General features: G+C 61.1%; 17 protein-coding genes. 6 read left to right on the top strand and 11 right to left on the bottom strand.

The window, feature by feature from the left end:
- Positions 1-7: 7 nt before the first annotated feature.
- Entirely contained in the window at positions 8-3,163 is a 3,156-nt protein-coding gene (locus NWF24_RS14205) for an efflux RND transporter permease subunit (protein WP_258354706.1), read from the bottom strand.
- 15 nt (positions 3,164-3,178) lie between these two features.
- Positions 3,179-4,411, bottom strand: coding sequence for an efflux RND transporter periplasmic adaptor subunit (locus NWF24_RS14200; RefSeq protein ID WP_258354705.1), 1,233 nt, complete (start codon positions 4,409-4,411; stop codon positions 3,179-3,181).
- A 143-nt stretch (positions 4,412-4,554) separates the two neighbouring features.
- Here NWF24_RS14200 and NWF24_RS14195 point away from each other — a divergent pair, with 143 nt between their 5' ends.
- Positions 4,555-5,178, top strand: coding sequence for a TetR/AcrR family transcriptional regulator (locus NWF24_RS14195; RefSeq protein WP_258354704.1), 624 nt, complete (start codon positions 4,555-4,557; stop codon positions 5,176-5,178).
- Positions 5,179-5,349: 171 nt separating this feature from the next.
- Here the strand turns inward: NWF24_RS14195 and NWF24_RS14190 are convergent, their stop codons facing one another.
- The 7 genes from NWF24_RS14190 to NWF24_RS14160 all read right to left on the bottom strand — a co-directional run bounded on the left by NWF24_RS14190 (position 5,350) and on the right by NWF24_RS14160 (position 9,655).
- Positions 5,350-6,183, bottom strand: a complete 834-nt coding sequence (locus tag NWF24_RS14190) for a metallophosphoesterase (RefSeq protein ID WP_258354703.1) — start codon at positions 6,181-6,183, stop codon at positions 5,350-5,352.
- Positions 6,184-6,257: 74 nt separating this feature from the next.
- A complete protein-coding gene (locus tag NWF24_RS14185) occupies positions 6,258-7,202 on the bottom strand; it encodes a metallophosphoesterase (RefSeq protein ID WP_258354702.1) in 945 nt (314 codons plus the stop codon).
- A 20-nt stretch (positions 7,203-7,222) separates the two neighbouring features.
- Entirely contained in the window at positions 7,223-7,729 is a 507-nt protein-coding gene (locus tag NWF24_RS14180; RefSeq protein ID WP_258354701.1) for an HAD domain-containing protein, read from the bottom strand.
- 26 nt (positions 7,730-7,755) lie between these two features.
- Positions 7,756-7,971 (bottom strand): hypothetical protein, encoded by a 216-nt coding sequence (locus NWF24_RS14175; RefSeq protein ID WP_258354700.1) that lies wholly within the window; start codon positions 7,969-7,971, stop codon positions 7,756-7,758.
- Positions 7,968-8,801, bottom strand: a complete 834-nt coding sequence (locus NWF24_RS14170) for a metallophosphoesterase (protein WP_258354699.1) — start codon at positions 8,799-8,801, stop codon at positions 7,968-7,970. Before NWF24_RS14170 ends, NWF24_RS14175 begins: the two co-directional genes overlap by 4 nt.
- Before the next feature lie 30 nt (positions 8,802-8,831).
- Entirely contained in the window at positions 8,832-9,272 is a 441-nt protein-coding gene (locus tag NWF24_RS14165) for a hypothetical protein (protein WP_258354698.1), read from the bottom strand.
- A 2-nt stretch (positions 9,273-9,274) separates the two neighbouring features.
- Positions 9,275-9,655, bottom strand: coding sequence for a hypothetical protein (locus tag NWF24_RS14160; protein WP_258354697.1), 381 nt, complete (start codon positions 9,653-9,655; stop codon positions 9,275-9,277).
- 238 nt (positions 9,656-9,893) lie between these two features.
- Between NWF24_RS14160 and NWF24_RS14155 the strand changes: the two genes are divergently transcribed.
- Entirely contained in the window at positions 9,894-10,139 is a 246-nt protein-coding gene (locus NWF24_RS14155; RefSeq protein ID WP_258354696.1) for a helix-turn-helix domain-containing protein, read from the top strand.
- A gap of 298 nt (positions 10,140-10,437) precedes the next feature.
- Here NWF24_RS14155 and NWF24_RS14150 read toward each other — a convergent pair whose 3' ends face one another.
- Positions 10,438-10,614, bottom strand: coding sequence for a hypothetical protein (locus tag NWF24_RS14150; RefSeq protein ID WP_258354695.1), 177 nt, complete (start codon positions 10,612-10,614; stop codon positions 10,438-10,440).
- Positions 10,615-10,883: 269 nt separating this feature from the next.
- Here NWF24_RS14150 and NWF24_RS14145 point away from each other — a divergent pair, with 269 nt between their 5' ends.
- Genes NWF24_RS14145 through NWF24_RS14130 form a run of 4 tightly spaced genes read left to right on the top strand, consistent with a single transcriptional unit; the run spans position 10,884 to position 17,850 of the window.
- Positions 10,884-12,371 (top strand): DUF3375 domain-containing protein, encoded by a 1,488-nt coding sequence (locus NWF24_RS14145; protein ID WP_258354694.1) that lies wholly within the window; start codon positions 10,884-10,886, stop codon positions 12,369-12,371.
- Positions 12,372-12,393: 22 nt separating this feature from the next.
- Positions 12,394-13,194: a DUF4194 domain-containing protein gene (locus NWF24_RS14140; RefSeq protein WP_258354693.1), complete on the top strand. Its 801-nt coding sequence runs from the start codon at positions 12,394-12,396 to the stop codon at positions 13,192-13,194.
- Positions 13,191-16,625: an ATP-binding protein gene (locus NWF24_RS14135; protein WP_258354692.1), complete on the top strand. Its 3,435-nt coding sequence runs from the start codon at positions 13,191-13,193 to the stop codon at positions 16,623-16,625. The genes NWF24_RS14140 and NWF24_RS14135 overlap by 4 nt, the downstream gene beginning before the upstream one ends.
- Positions 16,609-17,850, top strand: a complete 1,242-nt coding sequence (locus NWF24_RS14130) for a Wadjet anti-phage system protein JetD domain-containing protein (RefSeq protein WP_258354691.1) — start codon at positions 16,609-16,611, stop codon at positions 17,848-17,850. The genes NWF24_RS14135 and NWF24_RS14130 overlap by 17 nt, the downstream gene beginning before the upstream one ends.
- Before the next feature lie 3 nt (positions 17,851-17,853).
- On the opposite strand, the gene NWF24_RS14125 is transcribed toward NWF24_RS14130, so the two are convergent.
- On the bottom strand, positions 17,854-18,543 hold the full coding sequence (locus NWF24_RS14125; protein ID WP_258354690.1) for a hypothetical protein: 690 nt from the start codon (positions 18,541-18,543) through the stop codon (positions 17,854-17,856).
- Between the last annotated feature and the right edge of the window lie 129 nt (positions 18,544-18,672).

Here is an 18,672-nt window from a genome sequence, read left to right as displayed (position 1 = left end):
AGGCACCTCAAGATGCGGCCGGGGCCGGTTGGGCATGCGGGGCCGGTGCGGCGGAATCGCTCTTGCCATTGAAGAGACGGAGCACCAGCACGAAGAAAAGAGGAACAAAGAAGATCGCCAGGATGGTGCCGGACAGCATGCCGCCGATGACCGCCGTGCCCAGCGCGTGCTGCGCGCCGGCCCCGGCGCCGCTGCCCAGGATCAGCGGCAGCACGCCGAGGATGAAAGCCAGCGAGGTCATGAGGATGGGCCGCAGGCGAAGACGCGCCGCTTCCAGCGCGGACTCGACCAGGCCCTTGCCCTGTGCATGCAGGTCTTTGGCGAACTCGACGATCAGGATGGCGTTCTTCGATGCGAGGCCGATCGTGGTGAGCAGGCCCACCTGGAAGTACACGTCGTTCATCTTCCAGGTGAGGATCGCGCCGATCAGTGCGCCCAGCACGCCGAGCGGCACCACCATGATCACCGAGAACGGGATGGCCCAACTCTCGTAGAGCGCGGCCAGGCAGAGGAACACGATCAGGATCGACAGCGCGTACAAGAGGCCGGTCTGGCCGGTCGAGGCCTTTTCCTGGCGCGACAGGCCGGTCCATTCGTAGCCGATGCCCGCGGGCAATTGCGCGACTGCCGCTTCCACGATGGCGAGCGCCTCGCCGCTCGATGCGGAGCCCGGCCTCGCCATGCCCAGGATTTCCACCGAGGGCACGCCGTTGTAGCGCTCCAGGCGGGGCGAACCAGAACTCCAGCTCGCCTTGGCGAACGAGGTGAAGGGCACCATCGTTCCGGCGCTGTTGCGCACGTACCAGCGGTCGATGTCCTCGGGCAGCATGCGGTACGGGGCATCGGCCTGCAGCATCACCTTCTTCACGCGGCCCTTGTCGATGAAGTCGTTGACGTAGCTGCTGCCCCATGCGGCCGAGAAGGTGTCGTTGACGTCGCCCATCGAAAGGCCCAGGGCCTGTGCCTTGTGGGGATCGATCTCGAGCTTGAACTCGGGCGCGTCCTCCTGCCCGTTGGGGCGCACGGCCACCAGGCGCTTGTCCTTGGCCAGCGTGCCAAGCAGCTGGTTGCGCGCCTGCATCAGGGCGGCGTGGCCGAGGTTGGCGCGGTCTTGCAGCATCAGGTCGAAGCCGGTCGCGTTGCCCAGTTCGGCCACGGCCGGTGGGGCGAAGGCAAACACTTTCGCATCGCGGATCGTGTTGAAGAAGGCGGCGGCCTTTGCGGCAACGCCCGTCACGCTCAGCGCTTCGCCCTTGCGCTCGTCCCAGGGCTTGAGCTTGATGAAGGCAAAGCCCGTGTTCTGCCCGTTGCCTGCGAAGCTGAAGCCGGCCACCGTGAAGATGCCCGAGACAGCGTCTTTCTGGTCGACCAGGAAGTGGTGCTCCACCTGGCGGATCACTTCTGCCGTGCGCGCATTGGTCGCGCCCGGCGGCAACTGCACCAACCCGAACATCGTGCCCTGGTCCTCGTCCGGCAGAAAACCGACCGGCACTTTCATGAAGCCGAAGACCACCACGGCGAACAAGACCGCGTACACGGCCATGTAGCGCCATCCCTTGCCCACCATGTGCCGAACGATGCCCTGGTAGCGATGGTTTCCGCGGTCGAAGCTGCGGTTGAACCAGCCGAAGAAGCCGGTGGTCGCCATCGCGTGGCCCTTGGGCACCGGCTTGAGTAGCGTTGCACACAGGGCCGGCGTGAGCACCAGCGCCACCAGCACCGACAGCGCCATCGCCGAGACGATGGTGATCGAGAACTGCCGGTAGATCACGCCCGTGGAACCGCCGAAGAAAGCCATCGGCACGAACACCGCCGCCAGCACCAGTGCCACGCCGACCAGCGCGCCCGTGATCTGGCCCATGGACTTGCGCGTGGCCTCCTTGGGCGAGAGGCCTTCCTCAGTCATCACGCGCTCGACGTTCTCGACCACCACGATCGCATCGTCCACCAGGAGGCCGATGGCCAGCACCATCGCGAACATCGTCAGGGTGTTGATGGTGAAGCCGAAGGCCGCGAGCATGCCGAAGGTGCCCAGCAGCACCACGGGAACCGCGATGGTCGGGATCAGCGTGGCACGGAAGTTCTGCAGGAAGAGGTACATCACCAGGAACACCAGCACGACCGCCTCGATCAGCGTCTTGACGACGTCCTCGATGGAGATCCGCACGAAGGGCGTGGTGTCGTAGGGCTTCTGCACCTTCATGCCCTGCGGAAAGAACTTCTCGAGTTCGGCCACGCGTGCATCGATGGCCTTGACCGTGTCGAGCGCATTGGCGCCCGCGGCCAGCTTGATGGCCAGACCGGCGGCCGGCTTGCCGTTGTAGCGGCCGACCGTGTTGTACGACTCGCTGCCCAGCTCGAGGCGGGCCACGTCGCGCAGGCGCACCTGGGAGCCGTCGGTCTGCGTGCGCAGCAGGATGTCTTCGAACTCTTGCGCGGTCTTCAGGCGCGTCTGCGAGGTGATGGTCGCATTGAGCTGCTGGTTGCCTGCCGCCGGCATGCCGCCGAGCTGGCCGGCCGACACCTGCGCGTTCTGCGCCTGGATCGCGTTCTTCACGTCCAGCGGCGTGAGGTTGAAGTTGACGAGCTTGTTCGGGTCGATCCACACGCGCATCGCGTACTGCGATCCGAAGAGGGTGGTGTCGCCCACGCCCTCGACGCGGTTCAAGGGGTCCTGCACGTTCGCGGCCACATAGTCCGACAGATCGGAGCCGGTCATGCTGCCGTCTTCGGAGGTGAAGGCCAGCACGTTCAGGAAGTTGGTGGCCGACTTCGTGACGGTGACGCCTTGCTGCTGCACCTCTTGGGGCAGCAGCGGCGTGGCCAGCGAGAGCTTGTTCTGCACCTGCACCTGCGCGGTGTCGGGATCGGTGCCGTTCTCGAAGGTCAGCGTGATGGTGACGGTGCCCGACGACTCGCTGGTCGAGGCCATGTAGCTGAGCCGGTCCAGCCCCTTCATCTTCTGCTCGATGACCTGGGTGACGGTGTCTTCCAGCGTCTTGGCGGAGGCGCCGGGGTAGTTGGCGGTGATGGCGACGGCGGGCGGCGCAATGCTCGGGTACTGCGCGATCGGCAGCGTGGCGATGGACATGATGCCGCCCAGCATCACGATGATGGCGAGGACCCACGCGAAGATGGGGCGGTCGATGAAGAAACGTGCCATGGCGGTCTCTTTCGATCAGTTAGCGGCGCCGGCCGTGCCTGACGGGGCGGCCTTGGCGGTCTCGGTGCCGGCCTTGGGGTCGGGCTGGGCTCGAGCCGTCGGCTTGGGCGCCCATTCCACCGTCTTCACCTCGACGCCCTGCGCCGCGCGCTGCTGGCCGTCCACCACCAGCTTGTCGCCGGCCTGCAGGCCGCTGCGCACCAGCCACTGGTCGCCGATGGTGCGTTCGGTCTCGAGCGCGCGCTTCTGCAGCTTGTGCTGCGCGTCCACCACGTAGGCCATCGGCTTGCCGGCGCCGTCGCGCGACACCGCCTGCTGCGGCACCATGAGTGCCTGTTCCTTCACGCCTTCCTGCAACACGGCGCGCACGTACATGCCGGGCAAAAGGTCTGCGTTCGGATTGGGGAACACCGCGCGCAGCGTGATCGCGCCAGTGTTCTGGTCCACGGTGACGTCCGAGAACTCGAGCTTGCCTTCGAGCGGATACGTGCTGCCGTCTTCCAGCATCAGTTGCACCTTGGCTGCATTGGCGCCGCTTTTTTGAAGATCGCCGCGCGCCATGGCCTGCTTGAGGCGGAGCATCGCGGCGCTGGGTTGCGTCACGTCCACGTAGATCGGGTCCAGCTGCTGGATGGTTGCGAGCGCGGTGGACTGGCTGGCCGTGACCAGCGCGCCGGGCGTGACCGTCGATTTGCCGATGCGGCCCGAAATCGGCGCATCGATGCGCGCATAGGCCAGGTTGATGCGGCTCGTTTCCACATTGGCCTTAGCCGCTGCGACATCGGCCTCGCCTTGCTGCAGCGAAGCCGCGGCATCGTCGTAGTCCTGCTGGCTCACCGCCTTGATGGCCACGAGCTCCTTGTAGCGCTCGGCCTTCAGCCGCGTGGTGACCAGGCTGGCCTGCACCTTGGCCAGCGCGGCGAGGTTGCTGTCGTAGGTTGCCTTGTAAGTGGCGGGATCGATCTGGTAAAGCGCCTCGCCGGCCTTCACGTCGCTGCCTTCGCGGAACGTGCGGGTCTTCACGATGCCGCCGACCTGGGGGCGCACATCGGCGATGAGGAAGGGCACGGTGCGCCCGGGCAGCTCGGTCGTGATGGCGACGCGCTGCGGTTGCACGGTGACCACGCCGACCTCCGGCGTGCCGGGCGCCGGCGGCGGGCCGCCCGGCGGTTTGCCGCAAGCGACAAGCATGCAGGTCGATGCGAGGGCCGCGGCGAAGGTCAGGCAGTAGGTGAGAGGAGGGCGCATGGAAATTCTCCAGTAGAGCGACAGGGCAAGGAGGTGTCCGGTCGTTTATAAATAGACAGTTGTGTACTGAAATGTATTTTGACTTCCGGCTCCGTGTCAATCAATAATGAGCACATGTGTATGGAAATAAATGGAGGTACCAGATGCGAGTGAAAACCGAAGCCAAGCGCGAGGCCATCGTCCAGGTGGCGTCCGAAGTCTTCAGGGAACTGGGGTTCGAGGGCGCCTCCATGATGGAAATCGCCGCGCGCGTGGGCGGCTCAAGGGCCACGCTCTATGGGTACTTCGCCTCCAAGGAGGAACTGTTCGTGGCCGTGATCCTCGGCTCGGCGAAGCGCCACTTCGAACCGATCCTCACCGCGCTGGCAGAGGAGAGCGATGACAACCTCGAGCGCGTGCTGCAACGCTTTGGCGAGAAGATCATGGCCGCGGTGTGCTCGCAAGACGTCATCCAGGCGCACAGGGCCGTGATCGCGGAGTCCGGCCGCAGTGACATCGGGCGGCTTTTCTACGAGGGCGGTCCCAAGCAGGGTGTCGTCGCGCTGGCGGATTTCCTGGAGCAGCAGATGCGCAAGAACAGGCTGCGGCCAGCCGACCCTGGCATTGCGGCGCAGCATCTGCTGTCACTGCTGGATTCGGAGACGGTCAGGCCGTGCCTCCTGGGCCTCAAGGGGCCGCTGACGCGCAAGGAACTGCGGGAGGCGACGCTGCGTGCGGTGCAGGTTTTCCTCGGTGGCTATGCAACGAAGACCGAAGCTGCCGCATGACAATTGCTGCGACTTGGCATCCCACCTGATCGCCGGTACCTCGGTGCTGCAAGCGCCGAGTTCCCAGTTCACGTAGCTGCGCGAAAGGTTGATCAGGATGATCGCCCCGCGGTGCGTCGGTCCCAACGCCTGGACCTGCAATGCCTCGGTGCCTCAACTCCACGAGCTGTTTCAGTGGGCGCAAGGTTTCACGTCGATGACCAGGCCAGGATCGAAAGCCTTGTTCTCGACTCTCCCACTCCAATTCACATAGCCGCGCGGATTGCTCACGACTCGGCAGGAACAGACGCGATAGTCGAACTGCTGATGCGTGTGACCATGCACCCAGAGCACTGGCACATCAAAAAATTCATCCGGAAGCTCGGTGACGAAAGCGCCTGAGGCCCAGTCATCGGCATGACGCTGCGCCAGCGAACCGCGATGAGGCGCATGGTGCGTCACAACCACAGTCGGTCCGGCGAACGGTTCCGACAGCTTGTCGCGCAACCAAGCTCGCTGTGCCTGATGAATCCGCAGCGTGTCGGCCGCTTGAAGCTTTCTTCCCTGCTTGTCGCGCCAGGTATCGGGTTCTGCCGACTCGTCGACCGTGCGGATCAGCGCGTAATCATTCAACAGGTTGGTCGCCATCTTCATGGCGCGCCCGACGTCGCTGATCGGACCTTCAGGCGTCCCGATGGCGAGCGCGAAGTCGGTCCACAGCGTCGCGCCGAGGAACCGTACGCCGTCGACCACCGACTCGTCACCGTCGAGAAGATGGACATTGGTTCCTTCGGCCTCCCGGCGTGCATCGGTCAGGGTCGTGTCTAACCGCCCGTCGTAGTACTCGTGGTTGCCAAGCAGGTAGATCACGGGCTTACCGCGGAATCGATCCGCCGCCCACTGAACGGCGCGCTTTGCAGGCGAATGAATGTCGCCGGCGAGGATGACGACATCGAATTCGAGATCAGGCCCCGGCTCGAAGGGAGCGAACTCGAGGTGAAGGTCGGAAAGGATCAGCACTTTCATGGGGATGCCTCTTCAAAGTGCGCGCGAAGCCCGGCAAGTTGAGAAGGCGTTCCGCGCCAGGGTCCGTGTTCGTCTCATACGACGCCACCGTGTTGAATTGCGTTGAGCATTGATCGCACCTTGTCCGCACCGCCCGCGGCAGCGAACGCTGCTGGCGTTTGGCCATCGAGCCATTTGTGCGGCTTGTCCAACCAGACTTGAGCCTCTGAGCCGAAGACCTGGGCGGCGAGATCGAGCAAGTCTTCTGGAGGGCGTTCTGGCCCAGTCTCCCTCTGCGGATCCCGCGGCCACGCCAGGTGCGAACCCATGTCGACCCCGAAGACACGGAACGGCGCCATGGCGGGCATGAGGCCGTCGGCGAGGTAATCCCTATTCTCGTGGTGATGGCCATGGACCAGCAGTTGGACTCCGAGCGTCTCAGCGAGTTCGTCGATCACCTTCCAGCCATGTGGGTGGGCCGCCGGCGCCTCGTGCGTCACCAGAATGTCGGCAGATGGGTGCCTGAGCAGCTGTTGGTAATCGGTCGGGAAGATGGAGGACCGGTGCTTGCGGGAGATGCCGTCGCGCCACCGTTCCTCGCGCTTCATGGTGCGGCGCATGGCGTCGCTCGACGGGAACGCCGCCTCCTCGATCGGCCGCCGCGGATCCCAGATCTTGCTGCGGAAGATGCCGCCCAGGCCTGCGACCTCGTATCCGGCGATCTCGACGATGCGTCCGTGCAGGTTGCGGGTGGCGAGCTCTGATCCCCACAGGTTGTCGTAGTCGGCATCAGAATCCGTGTCGTGGTTCCCATGGATGAACCAGATCTCGGTTAGATCCAGGATCGGCCTCAACTCGACGTGCAGAGGCCTGCGCGCCTGGATGTCACCCAGCAGCACGATCGCCTCAGGCTGAAAGCGCTCAACCACGCCGATCACCAGATCGAGATTGCCGTGCGGGTCGCCGAAGAACATCAGCTTGGGCTTCGACTGGTTGTGCTCGGATCGCGCATGGAGGTCCGACGAGATGAATGGTTTCATTTCGTATGCCGAATGGCGGTTCATCGTCCAGCCGCGAACCGCAGGAAGTGCGAGCGCAGTTCCTGGAAGCTGTCTTGATCGAATGCACGCTCGGGATCGGTGAGCACGAGCCGCGCGAAGCCCGCTTCGAAGCTCGAGGGCCAATCGTCAAGCGCGACCCATTCCGCGTCGCTGCGGCCATTCCCATCGAGCCAGGCCTGGATTTCCAACTGGCGCCGGTGGTGGACCGCTACACAGGGGGCAATCTGCGGCGTCGCTCCGATGATCCGATGCTGGATGTCTGCGCTGAAATACCGCTGCAGTTGTTCGATGCTCTCGGCCAGTCGCCAATCCGACGAGATGATGACGTCGACAGACTCGAACTCTCGAAGAAGCGCTTCCAGCCGCGGCAAATGGCTGAAGAACCTGCTGCTGAACGAGTAGTCCACGCCGACAGGATGGAGAACACCATCGATATCCAGAAACAGCAAATCGCTGGAATCAGCCGTGCTGCCAAAGGCATCATGGGTCAGCGTCGCTTCTGCCATGGGTAGACGGCAAGCGCAGGACCTCATCATCCAACAAACCCGGCCTGGAAGGACTCAAGAAGATGGAGCACATCAGCGGCTCGCCCTTCGGCTACCAGCGACTCGGCGGTCCTGTTATCAAACAGCGCGAGTGGCTCGTTCCTGTACCAGTGGATGACCGCCTCGAGGTCCTCACCCGAGACCGCAGTCGCGGCAGCCAGCACTTGCTGGATCGTGCGGGTAGATGACTGGATGTCACTCATAGCTCTACCATGAACTCGGGGTTGAACTGCTTGTTCTCCAGGCCGCGGCCATGCTGCAAATACCCACGGGGATTGCACACCACCCGGCAGTTGCCGACTTGATAGTCAAAGCTCTCGTGGATGTGGCCATGCACCCAGAGTGACGGCACTTCGAAGAAGGAACTTGGGAGCTCGCTCACAAAAGATGCGGACAGCCAGTCGGACTGATAGTGCCGCGCGAGAGAGTTTCGGTGCGGGGCGTGGTGGGTCACAACCACCGTTGGCCCGTCGAAGGGCTCGGCCAGCTTCTGGGCCAGCCAGGCGCGGTCACGCTGGTGGAGCGCCAGTGTGTCCTCGGGTACCAGGCGGCGCTTTCTTGACTTGGCTGCTACCACGGGTGCGTCGGATGATTCCTGCGCCTCGGCCCACCGGATCGATGAGTAGTCGTTGAGACGGACCTTGGCCGCCTTCATGGTCCGTTCGGTGTCTACCAGCGCCCCTGTCTTGGTCTGGATCGGCAGTTCGAAGTCTGTCCACAGCGTGCAGCCCAGAAAACGGACGCCGGCGATCACGGCCTCGCCGGGGGCCAGGAGATGCACGTTGCACGAACTCGCGGTGAGCGCCATTTCCTTGAGCGAGGTCTGGAGTACACCTTCGTAGAACTCATGGTTGCCGGGCACGAAGACGATGGGGACCGTCTCCCCAAAGTTCCCCTCCCGCCGGGCCCAGCGCATGGCCTTGGAACCGGGAACGAAGATGTCCCCAGCAAGGATCACTGCGTCGCAGTCGACCTGCGGGACTAGAAAGGAGCCGAACTCGAGGTGAAGGTCCGAAAGGATGAGCAGCTTCACGTCGGTAGGTCCATTTCTTCAGCAGTGCATTCAGGGCATCAGGATCGAAAGCTTGGCGTTCCATGCCTCGCCATCGGACCTGGAGGGCACGGCGACGCGGATCGTCGGGCGCTCGAAGTCACTGGTCTCGAAGAGGAAGTGCACGTGCTGAAAGCGAAAGACCGGATTCCCAGGATATTCAGTCCACTTGAGCTGCCAAGTGTTGAAGTACTCGAAGTCGACCGTCCAGGCCTTCTTTCCGCAAACGACGATGCAGGCCTTGCGGGCATCCGGATCGAACAGGATGCAGGTTCCATCCCAATCGCCCAGCATGCGGCGCGGATCGACCGGGAAGAAGGTCGCACCGGATGCCTGGCTTTGCGCCCGGAGCAGTTGCTCACGCCCGGTCTGAATGGAGCGCGGGGACGCGATCCAGACCCAGTAGAAGAGAACCAAGACGACGGCGAGGGCCAGCAGGAGCGGGATTTCCATGTTCAGTTGACCGGCCAGATCTGATGCCGAATGCTGAACGAAGTGCGCATGCCGTAGTGTGTGAACTGCGCTCCGTTCTCATCTTCAAGGACCAGAAGGTCGACTTGATCGGCATCGGCGCTGGTCGCTGACCAGATCTTCCGAATGTCTCGAATTTGCCAGCGATCGGGATCGCTCTCCGTCGGCGCCAGATACTGAACGTGCCGCAGCGACTGCGGCCCCACGCTCTCGAAGAGATCAAGGAAATCGCTCTCATAAATCAATAACGCACGCTCCGAGATCTCGAGGTCGTCTTCTCGCACCACCCAGGTCGGAAAAAAGGCAGGAATCGTCAAGTTCAATTGGACTGCCCTCCAGCATTTCGCACCGGGACCGGCCAGCATGGAGGAGATTCTGACCTCATGGGAATCCATCGTCATAAACATTAAAAATGAACCCTATAGGTCGCAACCCAATGTGAAGCTTGGTCGCGAGTGTCTTGTTGATCTGACGTCCAAGCAATTCAACAAGCTATGCGGACACTGCGGATTACTGCTCGATAAGCTATTGTGCTACTTAAACGCATCTAATAGATATCTTAGCGCTGTCGATAAAAAATGCTAGGCGAGGGATTCTTGGTGCATGGGTCAACCTCAACCAAGAACGCAGAGTGCAAGGCAAAGGGTGGCGTTCCATCTACGTGTCATCCGCGCGGAACGCCGCATCTCCCAAGAGCAGCTTGCCGAGGCTGCCGGGCTTCATCGAACGTTCATAGGGTCCGTCGAGAGGGAGGAGAGGAATATCTCGATCGACAACCTAGAGCGCCTTGCGTACGCCTTGGACGTTGACGTCTCGCTTCTGGTTTCGCCGGTGGTCTCTCGCTCGTAGCGACCAAGAAGCTATGACCCCGCCTCAACGCGCTCGGCTGGAAGTTATCCACGTGGGGCATTCTCCCTCTCTATGCATGCCGGGAGCCTAGTTATCGAGCACGCCAACCAAGTCCGGACACCTAGACATCACGTGCGTGCCAATGGCCTCGGTGTTTGGTGTGCTTGGCGGCGCTGCTTGACTGGGCAAGCCACCGGGAGGGTTCGCATCGCGACGGAGATCGACCTTTGCGTTACCCGACGGAAAAGCGAAACGGCGAGCCTACGCCCCGCGTCCTGAAGAGTGCTGAGCCACCGCGTCAGCTTTCCCTATCGTTCAGCATCAGATAGCCGTAGTCGCCATACAGACTACAGTCGAGAGTGCTGGGGGCGACGTCACGCTCAAGCATTTCGAACATGCGGCCGACGAAATCCATTAGACGATCCGACGCGGCGATGGCGACTTCGACGTCACTATTGGCCATGGCTTCGATCACGGCGTCCTTCGACGGTGTCTTTCAACTGGAAGTTTCGAGCTGTTTGCGATTGCGCAGCTTGAGCATGGACTCGCCCTTGGGTTACATGCGATGCGCTTGATGAACCCCTCGATCCAAAACGGCGTCAGCAATGGTTGAATCGCCTCTTCGGCATTCATGGATACTGTGAACCTCGTAATCAAGTAACAAGCCATTCAGCATCGGGAGTAATTGCGGCGCTCAGTGCGCTGCATCAACGCGTCTGCAACAAAGTTGGCAAAGTCACTGCAATGAGCGAAGCATCAACTGTTGCGCAGTTTCAGGATCTCAAACGATCGAGGGAGGCAGCTGGGTGGAAGCTGCTCGGCGCCGATACCGCACCCCTGATTTGCACTTGCCTGCTGGGGCTTTTCCCCGCTACTGGTAGCCGGCAGGTGAGTGCTGCAGCGCTGCATGCGAAGCTTGACTTGCTCCTGGAGTCCCTGCGTGCCGCTGGAGTTGAGCCATCCCAGCCAGCGCAGGGATATGCGGCTGATTGGGTGGCAAACGGCTGGCTGCGGCGTGACTTCCCTCAGGGCGCGCAAGAGGAGCACTACAGCCTGACCGTTGCTGCGGGCAGCGCACTTCGAGTCGTCGAGGGCTGGCGCCCGAGCGTGACAGACACCACCGGCAGCCTTCGTATGGAGAGCCGCTTGGCGTCGGTCCGCTCACTCATGCGACAGCTCGATCAGCTCACCGATGACAATCCGCAGGCGCGATTGGCCTCGCTCTATGCAGAGAAAGCGGCCATCGAGTATCGGATTCAGGAGACCGAGGCAGGCCGGATGGTTTCCATCGACGAGGACCGGGCGGCCGAGTGGGCTCGGGAAATTATCGGCCAGGCCGATCAGTTGCAGGGAGACTTCGATCGGGTGCGCGATCAGTTCGAAGTCATTCACCTGGATCTTCGCAAGCGGCTTCTCCAGCATGAAGGCTCGCGACGGGAGCTCGTGGAGCAGCTTCTGGACGGAATCGACATCATCCGTGAAACCGATGCAGGCCGCGCATTCCAGGCGTTCTGGAATCTTTTGATGGATGCCTCGGAAGTCACCATCTTCGAAGAGACGGCACACGCCTTGGCCAACAGGTCCTTCGCGGCAAAGCTGTCATTCGACGAGCGGTTGGCACTGGAGACCCTCAAGGCGCGCCTGCTCGCACAGGCGACGGATGTTCACGAGGTGCGCGGACGATTTGTCTCCGGTCTGCATGCCTACGTTCGCAGTCGCGAGTATGCGCAGCAGCGCCGCATCATGCAATTGGTCAGCCAGGCTCACAGAGCTGCAACTGCATTGATCGGACACGTGCGTGCCAATGAAGAGATTGGCTTCAATTTCGACCGCACAAGTGCCGCAGTACGGTCGCTGTCCCAATGGTCGCTGCACGATCCTGCTGTCTCCGCAGTCGCCACACGGATCGAAGATCACGTACCGGAACTGGCCTCACCTGAGGAACTTCGATTGATGGTCTTGCGAGCGGAAGTCGACATGCGTGCGATCAAGACAAACGTCAGAGAGTATTTGGGTGCGATGGGACACGCAAGTACAGGGGACTTTCTGAAGGCATACCCCGCGACCCAGGGACTGGGCACCGTGCTCGGCTACCTCCAACTGACCATCAGACACGGCAAGGCCGAGAAGGACTCGGAATTGCTGCAGTGGGTCGGTATGGACGGCGAACTGCGTGCCGCATGGGCGCCACGGTATACGGTGACAAAAGAATGCATCGATGCCATCAAATGATGGCCTGAAAGGAGGAGGGTGAATGGAGCTGCGAGACATACCTGCTTTCCTGCGCAAACAGGAGGTGGTGGCGGAGTCGCCGGAGGGCGCGTCAGAGGATGAACCGGATTTGACCGATGGTGATGCCGCCTCGGACGAATTCATGGTCAGTGGCGATCTGGTTCTGGATTCGGAACTGCCGGGGGCTCAAGCAGCAGCAGATGACACTCCCCTGACGTCTGATCGTGTCCTGTTTCCTGGTGACCGTGGAGAGTTGAGAGGAGAGACCAGGCGTGCGCTCGTCGCGCTGCTCGCAGGGCCAAGCGTGGACGGCGAACGCCAGCCTAAGTTGTGGCTGGTTCTCAAACGTGACGAGGCGGTGCTTCGGTCACGTCTGAGTGACATGTTCCTCGAACTGACTCTCGATGAGGAGAACCAAGTCGCCTTCGTACGCCAGGTTCCTCAGCATGGAGAGACGGACATTCCGATTCTGCTTCGACGTCAACCCTTGACTTTCCTTCAGTCTGCCGGACTGTTGATCCTGCGGGCTGCCTTGGCCAGCGCCTCGGCGGCGGGCCAGCGCGCCGTGATCGGGGGGGCGGAACTCATCGCGGACCTGGGGGCATACGAGGACCCCACCAAAAGTGACAAGGCCAGCTTTGCCAAAAAGTGTGCGGCAGTCGTCGAGGCGCTCAAGAAGGTCAGCATTCTTCGGCCCATTCCAGGAAGCTCGGACCGGTTCGAGGTGTCACCGACGCTGGCACTGCTGCTACCGGCCGAACAGCTGGAAGCACTCACAAGGACTTATGAGCGACTTCGACTGGAGCGGGGGGAGCGTAGATGAGCACGATCGACAAGGTCTTGCAGCAGCTTGAGATATCGGTCTTAGAAACCCCAGGATCTGTAGATGCAACGACAGCGAAAACTCTTGTGGATCAGGAGCGAAGCAGGCAATTTCGACTCAGCCGCATCCAGCTCAAAGACTGGGGGACGTACCACGGCCTGCTGACCTTGGACGTGCCGGAGAAGGGACAACTCTTCGTCGGCCACTCCGGGTCCGGAAAATCCACCATCTTCGATGCCCATTCGGTATTGCTGACACCACCGCAGCGTCTGCGCCTCAATCAGGCGTCACGCGACTCGGGAAAGACGGCTGATGATCGATCAGTGTTGAACTACGTACGTGGCGTCTGGGGTACTGCTCAAGGCGAGGACGGACGTGGCATTGCAAAGGTCCTGAGAGCCAACACCACTTGGTCCGCGATCGCCGAGGTTTATCGCAACAAGGTGGGCAAAGTGGTGACCCTTGTGCACCTGTATTGGGTCCGAGGTGCCAGCAATGACTTGCACCGCCGCTATCTGATCGCGGAGCGCGAGTTTGACATCCACGAACTCGACTTCTTCGCTGATTCCGACTTCGACACCACACGGCTGCATCGCGCATTGAAGTCCGCCGGCGTGGAGCCCTACGAGGCTTTTTCGCGCTATATGGCAGCGTTCACAAGGGCGCTAAGCATTCGCGACGATATGGCGCTTCTGCTGCTGCACAAGACCCAGTCGACCAAGAGCGTGGACAGCATCACCGCGTTCCTGCGCGAATTCATGCTCGACGAGCCAGGTACCTTCGAGGTCGCCAAGGATGTCGTCAATCAGTTCCAGAAACTAAGCGAAGCACACGCGGACTGGATGACCGCGACGGAGCAGCGTGATGTCCTCATGCCGGCACGAGAGGCTCGCCAACGACTGGACGCGTTGCAACTGGAGGAGAGCCGGCTCAGGGAAATCGCTACCGGCGTTCAGCTTTTCGCGGTGCCGCTGGGCATCGCAGTTCATGACCAGGCCATCGCGCAAGCGGGGCCGATTCTTGGGGCAAAGCGTTCGCTGTTGGCGTCACGGGCAACCGCACTTCAGTCAGTAGAGGGACTGCATGCGGAGGCTATTCGCCAGGAAGCCTTAGGTGGCGGTAGAGACCTGCGGCGCTTGAGCGAGGACCTGGAGCAGGCGCAAGCGCTCAGCAAGGACGCGAAACTGCAGCGCCAAAGCCTGGAACAGGCCTGCGGGACCTTGAAGCGCCCGGTTCCGGCAACCGAGGAAGAATTCGCTCAGCTCCAATCTGAAGCGGTAGTGGCTATGGACAGCGGCCTCAGACTCGATACCAGTCGCTTCCAGGAGGCTGTGGGAGTCAAGGCCATATGGCAACCATTGCAGAGCTCGGTTCAAGGCCAACTGGCGGCGCTGGCAAAGGCTCCTCGATCCAACGTGCCGGTGGAGCAGCAAGATATTCGGAGCATGCTGGCGAAAGCACTCGACGTCGACGATGACACCTTTCCGTTTGCCGCCGAACTGTTGTCGGTCAAGACGCAGGACAAGCAATGGCAAGGCGCGCTGGAGCGGCTCGTGGGAGGCTTTGGCGTCACGATGTTGGTCCCCTCGGATTTGTTGGATGAGGTGCGGCGTCTTGTTGATCGAAGGCATTTGAGGGGCCGCCTGACCTATCGACCCGTCCGGCCTGTGGTCGAGTCGATACGCGCTCGCTTGCCGGCTAACGCAGCTGGAAAGATTGATGTTGCCGATCACGAATTCAACCGCTGGTTGGTGAATGAGGTGCATCGCCAGTTTGACTACGCTTGCGTCGAGTCGCCGGACGAAATGGACGCCTACCCGCGGTCGCTGACCTTGAATGGGCAGATCAAGCGGGCAGGCGAGAACTACCTGAAGGATGACCGGTCGTCGATCAATGAAAAAACGCGATGGGTGCTGGGGACTGACACCTCAGCTCGAGCGGAGGCCTTGCATCAGCAGCTACAGGATATCAATCGGAAACTGGGCGATGCCCAGGTTGCCATCGATGAACATGAAGCCGCGGCAAATGAATCAGGTCGTCGTCTTCAGGCATTTGTAGCAATCAGTGGATTGTTCTGGCACACCATGGACGAGGCTCGTGCGCGTCAGGCAATTCTCGAGGTCGAGTCGCAGATCGAGTCTCTGAAACAAGACAGTCCGCAACTCGAGCAGTTACAGGCCGCGGTGAAAAGGACTTTCGAGGACAAGCAGAAAGCTCAGAGGAATTGGGCGGACCAGCACGGCATCGTTGAGGCTGCAGCGAAACAAATCGAGAAATGGGAGTCGGAACGTCAAAGGCTTGGAGTTCTGCCTGTCATTGAGCTCACCCCCACGCAACAACAAGCTATCGATGAGATGCGAGGCCGCCGAACCAACGAAAGCACACCGGAGAACTACGATCGCGAATTGGCCTGGCTCAGAGAAGAAGCAAACGGAGCCGTTCGCAAGAACGAGGCGGTTCAAGCGGAGCAGAAAGGCGAGATTACTAAAGCGCTCGCAGTGTTTTGCGCGAGGACCGAATGGAAGGCTGCAACCAAAGGTCATGATCCTGTTCTCGACAGCTTCGACTTCTTTGACCAGCACCTCACAAACTTGCTTATGGAAGGTGTCTCCCGCACCTGGGAACGCTTTCTTGAGCAACTGCAGGAACACAATAGCCATCAGCTCACCCTGCTCTCCCAGAGTCTGACCAGTGAACGCGCCGACATGGCTAAGCGCCTTCTGGCCGTCAACGACAGTCTGGAGCACACGGCATACAACGAAGGGACACACCTGTTCCTGCATCGGGTCGACTGCGAGCACGAAGATTCGAAGACTTTTCGACGGGAACTGGCGATTGCGATGAGCGAGGTCATCAATGTGGATGGCCCCGAAGCCGCAAGAACTCGTTTCGCACGTCTTCGCAAGATTGCCGAGCGCCTAGGCAGCGACAAGTCCGAGGACATCCGATGGCGAACGCGTGTTCTGGATGTTCGCCAGCACGTGCAGTTCGACGCCCATGAAATCGTCGATGGGACTGATCAGGTGGAGCAGGTCTATAGCGGAAGCGACGGCAAGTCTGGTGGGCAGAAGCAAAAACTGGCCGCGACCTGCATGGCTGCGGCCTTGCGTTATCAGCTTGCCAATCCTGGTGGAACAGTTCCTCAGTTTGCGACGGTCGTGGTTGACGAGGCATTCGACCGTTCGGATCCGGACTTCACCGAGGCGGCGCTGAACGTTTTTCGCTCGCTCGGATTTCAGATCATTGTCGCGACTCCCGGAAAGATGGTGCAGACCATCGAGCCCTATGTGGGGGGAGCCGTGTGGGTCTATGCCAAGCGTGGCGATCGGTCGAACGCTGTGCCCCTTCGGTATGACGAAGCCTCCGGTCGGGTTGACTACAGTCCAATGGGGGCAAACAAAGCGAAGGTGGACGATGCTCTCGCCACCTGATGTCCGCTCCTGGGCCAGCCAGCGCTTGACCAACCAGCGGCGCACCTGGATTGACGGTGGGGGAACATGGCCCCTGACGCGGGGTTTGGAACCGCCGACCGCAGCGGACATCCGGGCCGGCCTCGATGGTGTGACGAAATGGACCTCCGCATGGACGGCGACACGTCTGCCGCCAGGCGTTCGGCTGGGTCGCGAAACCTTCCTGATGCGGGGCATCGGCAGTCAGACAATGCCCGTGAGGATCGAGTTCGACTCTCCACGCGCGGTTGCGGACTTCACCGGTGATGTCAGTGCATGGGATGGTGTTCAGAGGCGTAGAGCTGCGCTGATGGAGCGCTGGCCGCAGTTGACGCCGGCATCCGGGCTGGGGCGGCTCTACGATTGGCTGAGCAAAGCTACCGATGCGGATGTGGATCGCCTGCTCGCCGTGACCGCATGGATCGTTGCCAATCCTCGAAGCGGCTTGTACCTGCGGCAGTTGCCTGTTGTCGGTATCGACACGAAGTGGGTCGAGGGCGGCCAGCGACGCGCTATCGCGATGCTTGTCGGCCTACTTCGAGGCGATGTGGATGTAAGCGGTGAAACGGAGAAGGATTTCCTGCGCCTGTGCGGTTTGCGCGCACCAGCAACACGCGTTCGAGTCATGGTGTTGGACCCTGACCTGCGGGGCGTTGTTGGCAACATGCGGGATTTCTACGCACCCGTGGTTGAGTTGTCCGCAATCCCTTGGGCACCACGGGCGACGCTCTTTCTCGAGAACGTGATCTCAGCACACAGCTTGCCGGATCTTGAGTCGACGGTCGCGGTTGTCGGTCTTGGTCGCGCTGTGTCAGTGGCGGCAGAGATTTCCTGGATCCACTGTACCGATACCTTCTACTGGGGCGATATCGATACGGATGGGCTGGAAATTCTCTCCTTGGCGAGGGCGACTTTCCCGAGCATACGGTCTGTGCTGATGGACTACAGCACTTTGCAACGATATCGGTCAAGGTGGGTAACTGAATCCCAGGCGAATCGCCAAGCAAACAGGGCGCGGCTGTCGCCCGAAGAACGAGCCTTGTATGAGGCGCTCCTGGCTAACGACTGGGACGGATGGGAAGAGGAGCGCGGTGTTCGGCTGGAGCAGGAGCGCCTGGATTGGTTTCATGTCGAGGGCGAACTGCGTGGATTGTCTGCGCGCCGAACAGTGGCTGGTCATTCATTTCGAGCTGATGGGCTGGAGTAATTGTCAGATCGGAAGATAGGCGGAGCGAGCATGCGCGTACGTGGCTTCGATACCGAGCTTCTGAAAAAACTCATCCGCAAAAGCAACAGCTGACTTCACCGACCATGCAGCACAACCCGCCCCTAGAAGCTTGTCGGGATAGAAGGGGTTGCCCGGTCCTGCGAGCGCGTTCTCATCGAACTTTCCCCTCAAGCGCTTTTCGGACTTGTGGGCGCGCTGCGGCTGTGTATCCCAACTGCCCGTGATCGTTTCTGGTTCGAAATGAATCAACGCATTCCGAAGTTCGATTAGAAGCTTGACGTCTTGGTAGGGCAGGGCACCGCGATCCATGGAGAGACTTCCGCTGAGTTCCAGAGCGATCTCGTACTTTTCCGTTATCGAATAGGCAGCGGTACGCGGGATTCCTTTCGCCCATAGGCGCCCAAGCAACCCTTTCGAGGCGATCGCCTGCACCCGCTCTCTGGGTGGGGCCTCGGCACAATCCGCGAAGAGCTCGTTGATCGTTGCCTCAAGGAATGCAACTGCCACGATGACTGCAGATATCGCACACGCATTGTGTTGACGGCGCTCGGGACTATCGAAATGGGTTGTTCCGGCGGTTGCCTCGAGAGAGCGGCATTGGCTGGCGAAGAGTGCTGCGGCAGAAAGATGAGCTATTGAAAGATTGTGGCGAAACTCGATGGAGATGGACATTTTGGTCGCTCCGTGGTGCTAGCTTTGGTGGAGGAAATGGCTCCGGTTTGCGCTTCCCCATAGGTCTAAGGACAGTACTGGATTGTTTGTGCAATGTCGTCTTACAGCGATGAGGCTGAGGGCAGGGCC

Origin of the sequence: Variovorax paradoxus (genome assembly GCF_024734665.1) — a bacterium.
GTDB lineage: Bacteria > Pseudomonadota > Gammaproteobacteria > Burkholderiales > Burkholderiaceae_C > Variovorax.
This window is presented reverse-complemented; position numbering and strand designations above follow the sequence as displayed.

Excerpts from the sequence above, each read along its gene's own strand:
- NWF24_RS14205 (WP_258354706.1), bottom strand. The coding sequence starts at position 3,163 with ATGGCACGTTTCTTCATCGACCGCCCCATCTTCGCGTGGGTCCTCGCC.
- NWF24_RS14200 (WP_258354705.1), bottom strand. The coding sequence starts at position 4,411 with ATGCGCCCTCCTCTCACCTACTGCCTGACCTTCGCCGCGGCCCTCGCA.
- NWF24_RS14195 (WP_258354704.1), top strand. The coding sequence starts at position 4,555 with ATGCGAGTGAAAACCGAAGCCAAGCGCGAGGCCATCGTCCAGGTGGCG.
- NWF24_RS14190 (WP_258354703.1), bottom strand. The coding sequence starts at position 6,183 with ATGAAAGTGCTGATCCTTTCCGACCTTCACCTCGAGTTCGCTCCCTTC.
- NWF24_RS14185 (WP_258354702.1), bottom strand. The coding sequence starts at position 7,202 with ATGAAACCATTCATCTCGTCGGACCTCCATGCGCGATCCGAGCACAAC.
- NWF24_RS14180 (WP_258354701.1), bottom strand. The coding sequence starts at position 7,729 with ATGGCAGAAGCGACGCTGACCCATGATGCCTTTGGCAGCACGGCTGAT.
- NWF24_RS14175 (WP_258354700.1), bottom strand. The coding sequence starts at position 7,971 with ATGAGTGACATCCAGTCATCTACCCGCACGATCCAGCAAGTGCTGGCT.
- NWF24_RS14165 (WP_258354698.1), bottom strand. The coding sequence starts at position 9,272 with ATGGAAATCCCGCTCCTGCTGGCCCTCGCCGTCGTCTTGGTTCTCTTC.
- NWF24_RS14160 (WP_258354697.1), bottom strand. The coding sequence starts at position 9,655 with ATGCTGGCCGGTCCCGGTGCGAAATGCTGGAGGGCAGTCCAATTGAAC.
- NWF24_RS14155 (WP_258354696.1), top strand. The coding sequence starts at position 9,894 with ATGGGTCAACCTCAACCAAGAACGCAGAGTGCAAGGCAAAGGGTGGCG.
- NWF24_RS14145 (WP_258354694.1), top strand. The coding sequence starts at position 10,884 with ATGAGCGAAGCATCAACTGTTGCGCAGTTTCAGGATCTCAAACGATCG.
- NWF24_RS14140 (WP_258354693.1), top strand. The coding sequence starts at position 12,394 with ATGGAGCTGCGAGACATACCTGCTTTCCTGCGCAAACAGGAGGTGGTG.
- NWF24_RS14135 (WP_258354692.1), top strand. The coding sequence starts at position 13,191 with ATGAGCACGATCGACAAGGTCTTGCAGCAGCTTGAGATATCGGTCTTA.
- NWF24_RS14130 (WP_258354691.1), top strand. The coding sequence starts at position 16,609 with ATGCTCTCGCCACCTGATGTCCGCTCCTGGGCCAGCCAGCGCTTGACC.
- NWF24_RS14125 (WP_258354690.1), bottom strand. The coding sequence starts at position 18,543 with ATGTCCATCTCCATCGAGTTTCGCCACAATCTTTCAATAGCTCATCTT.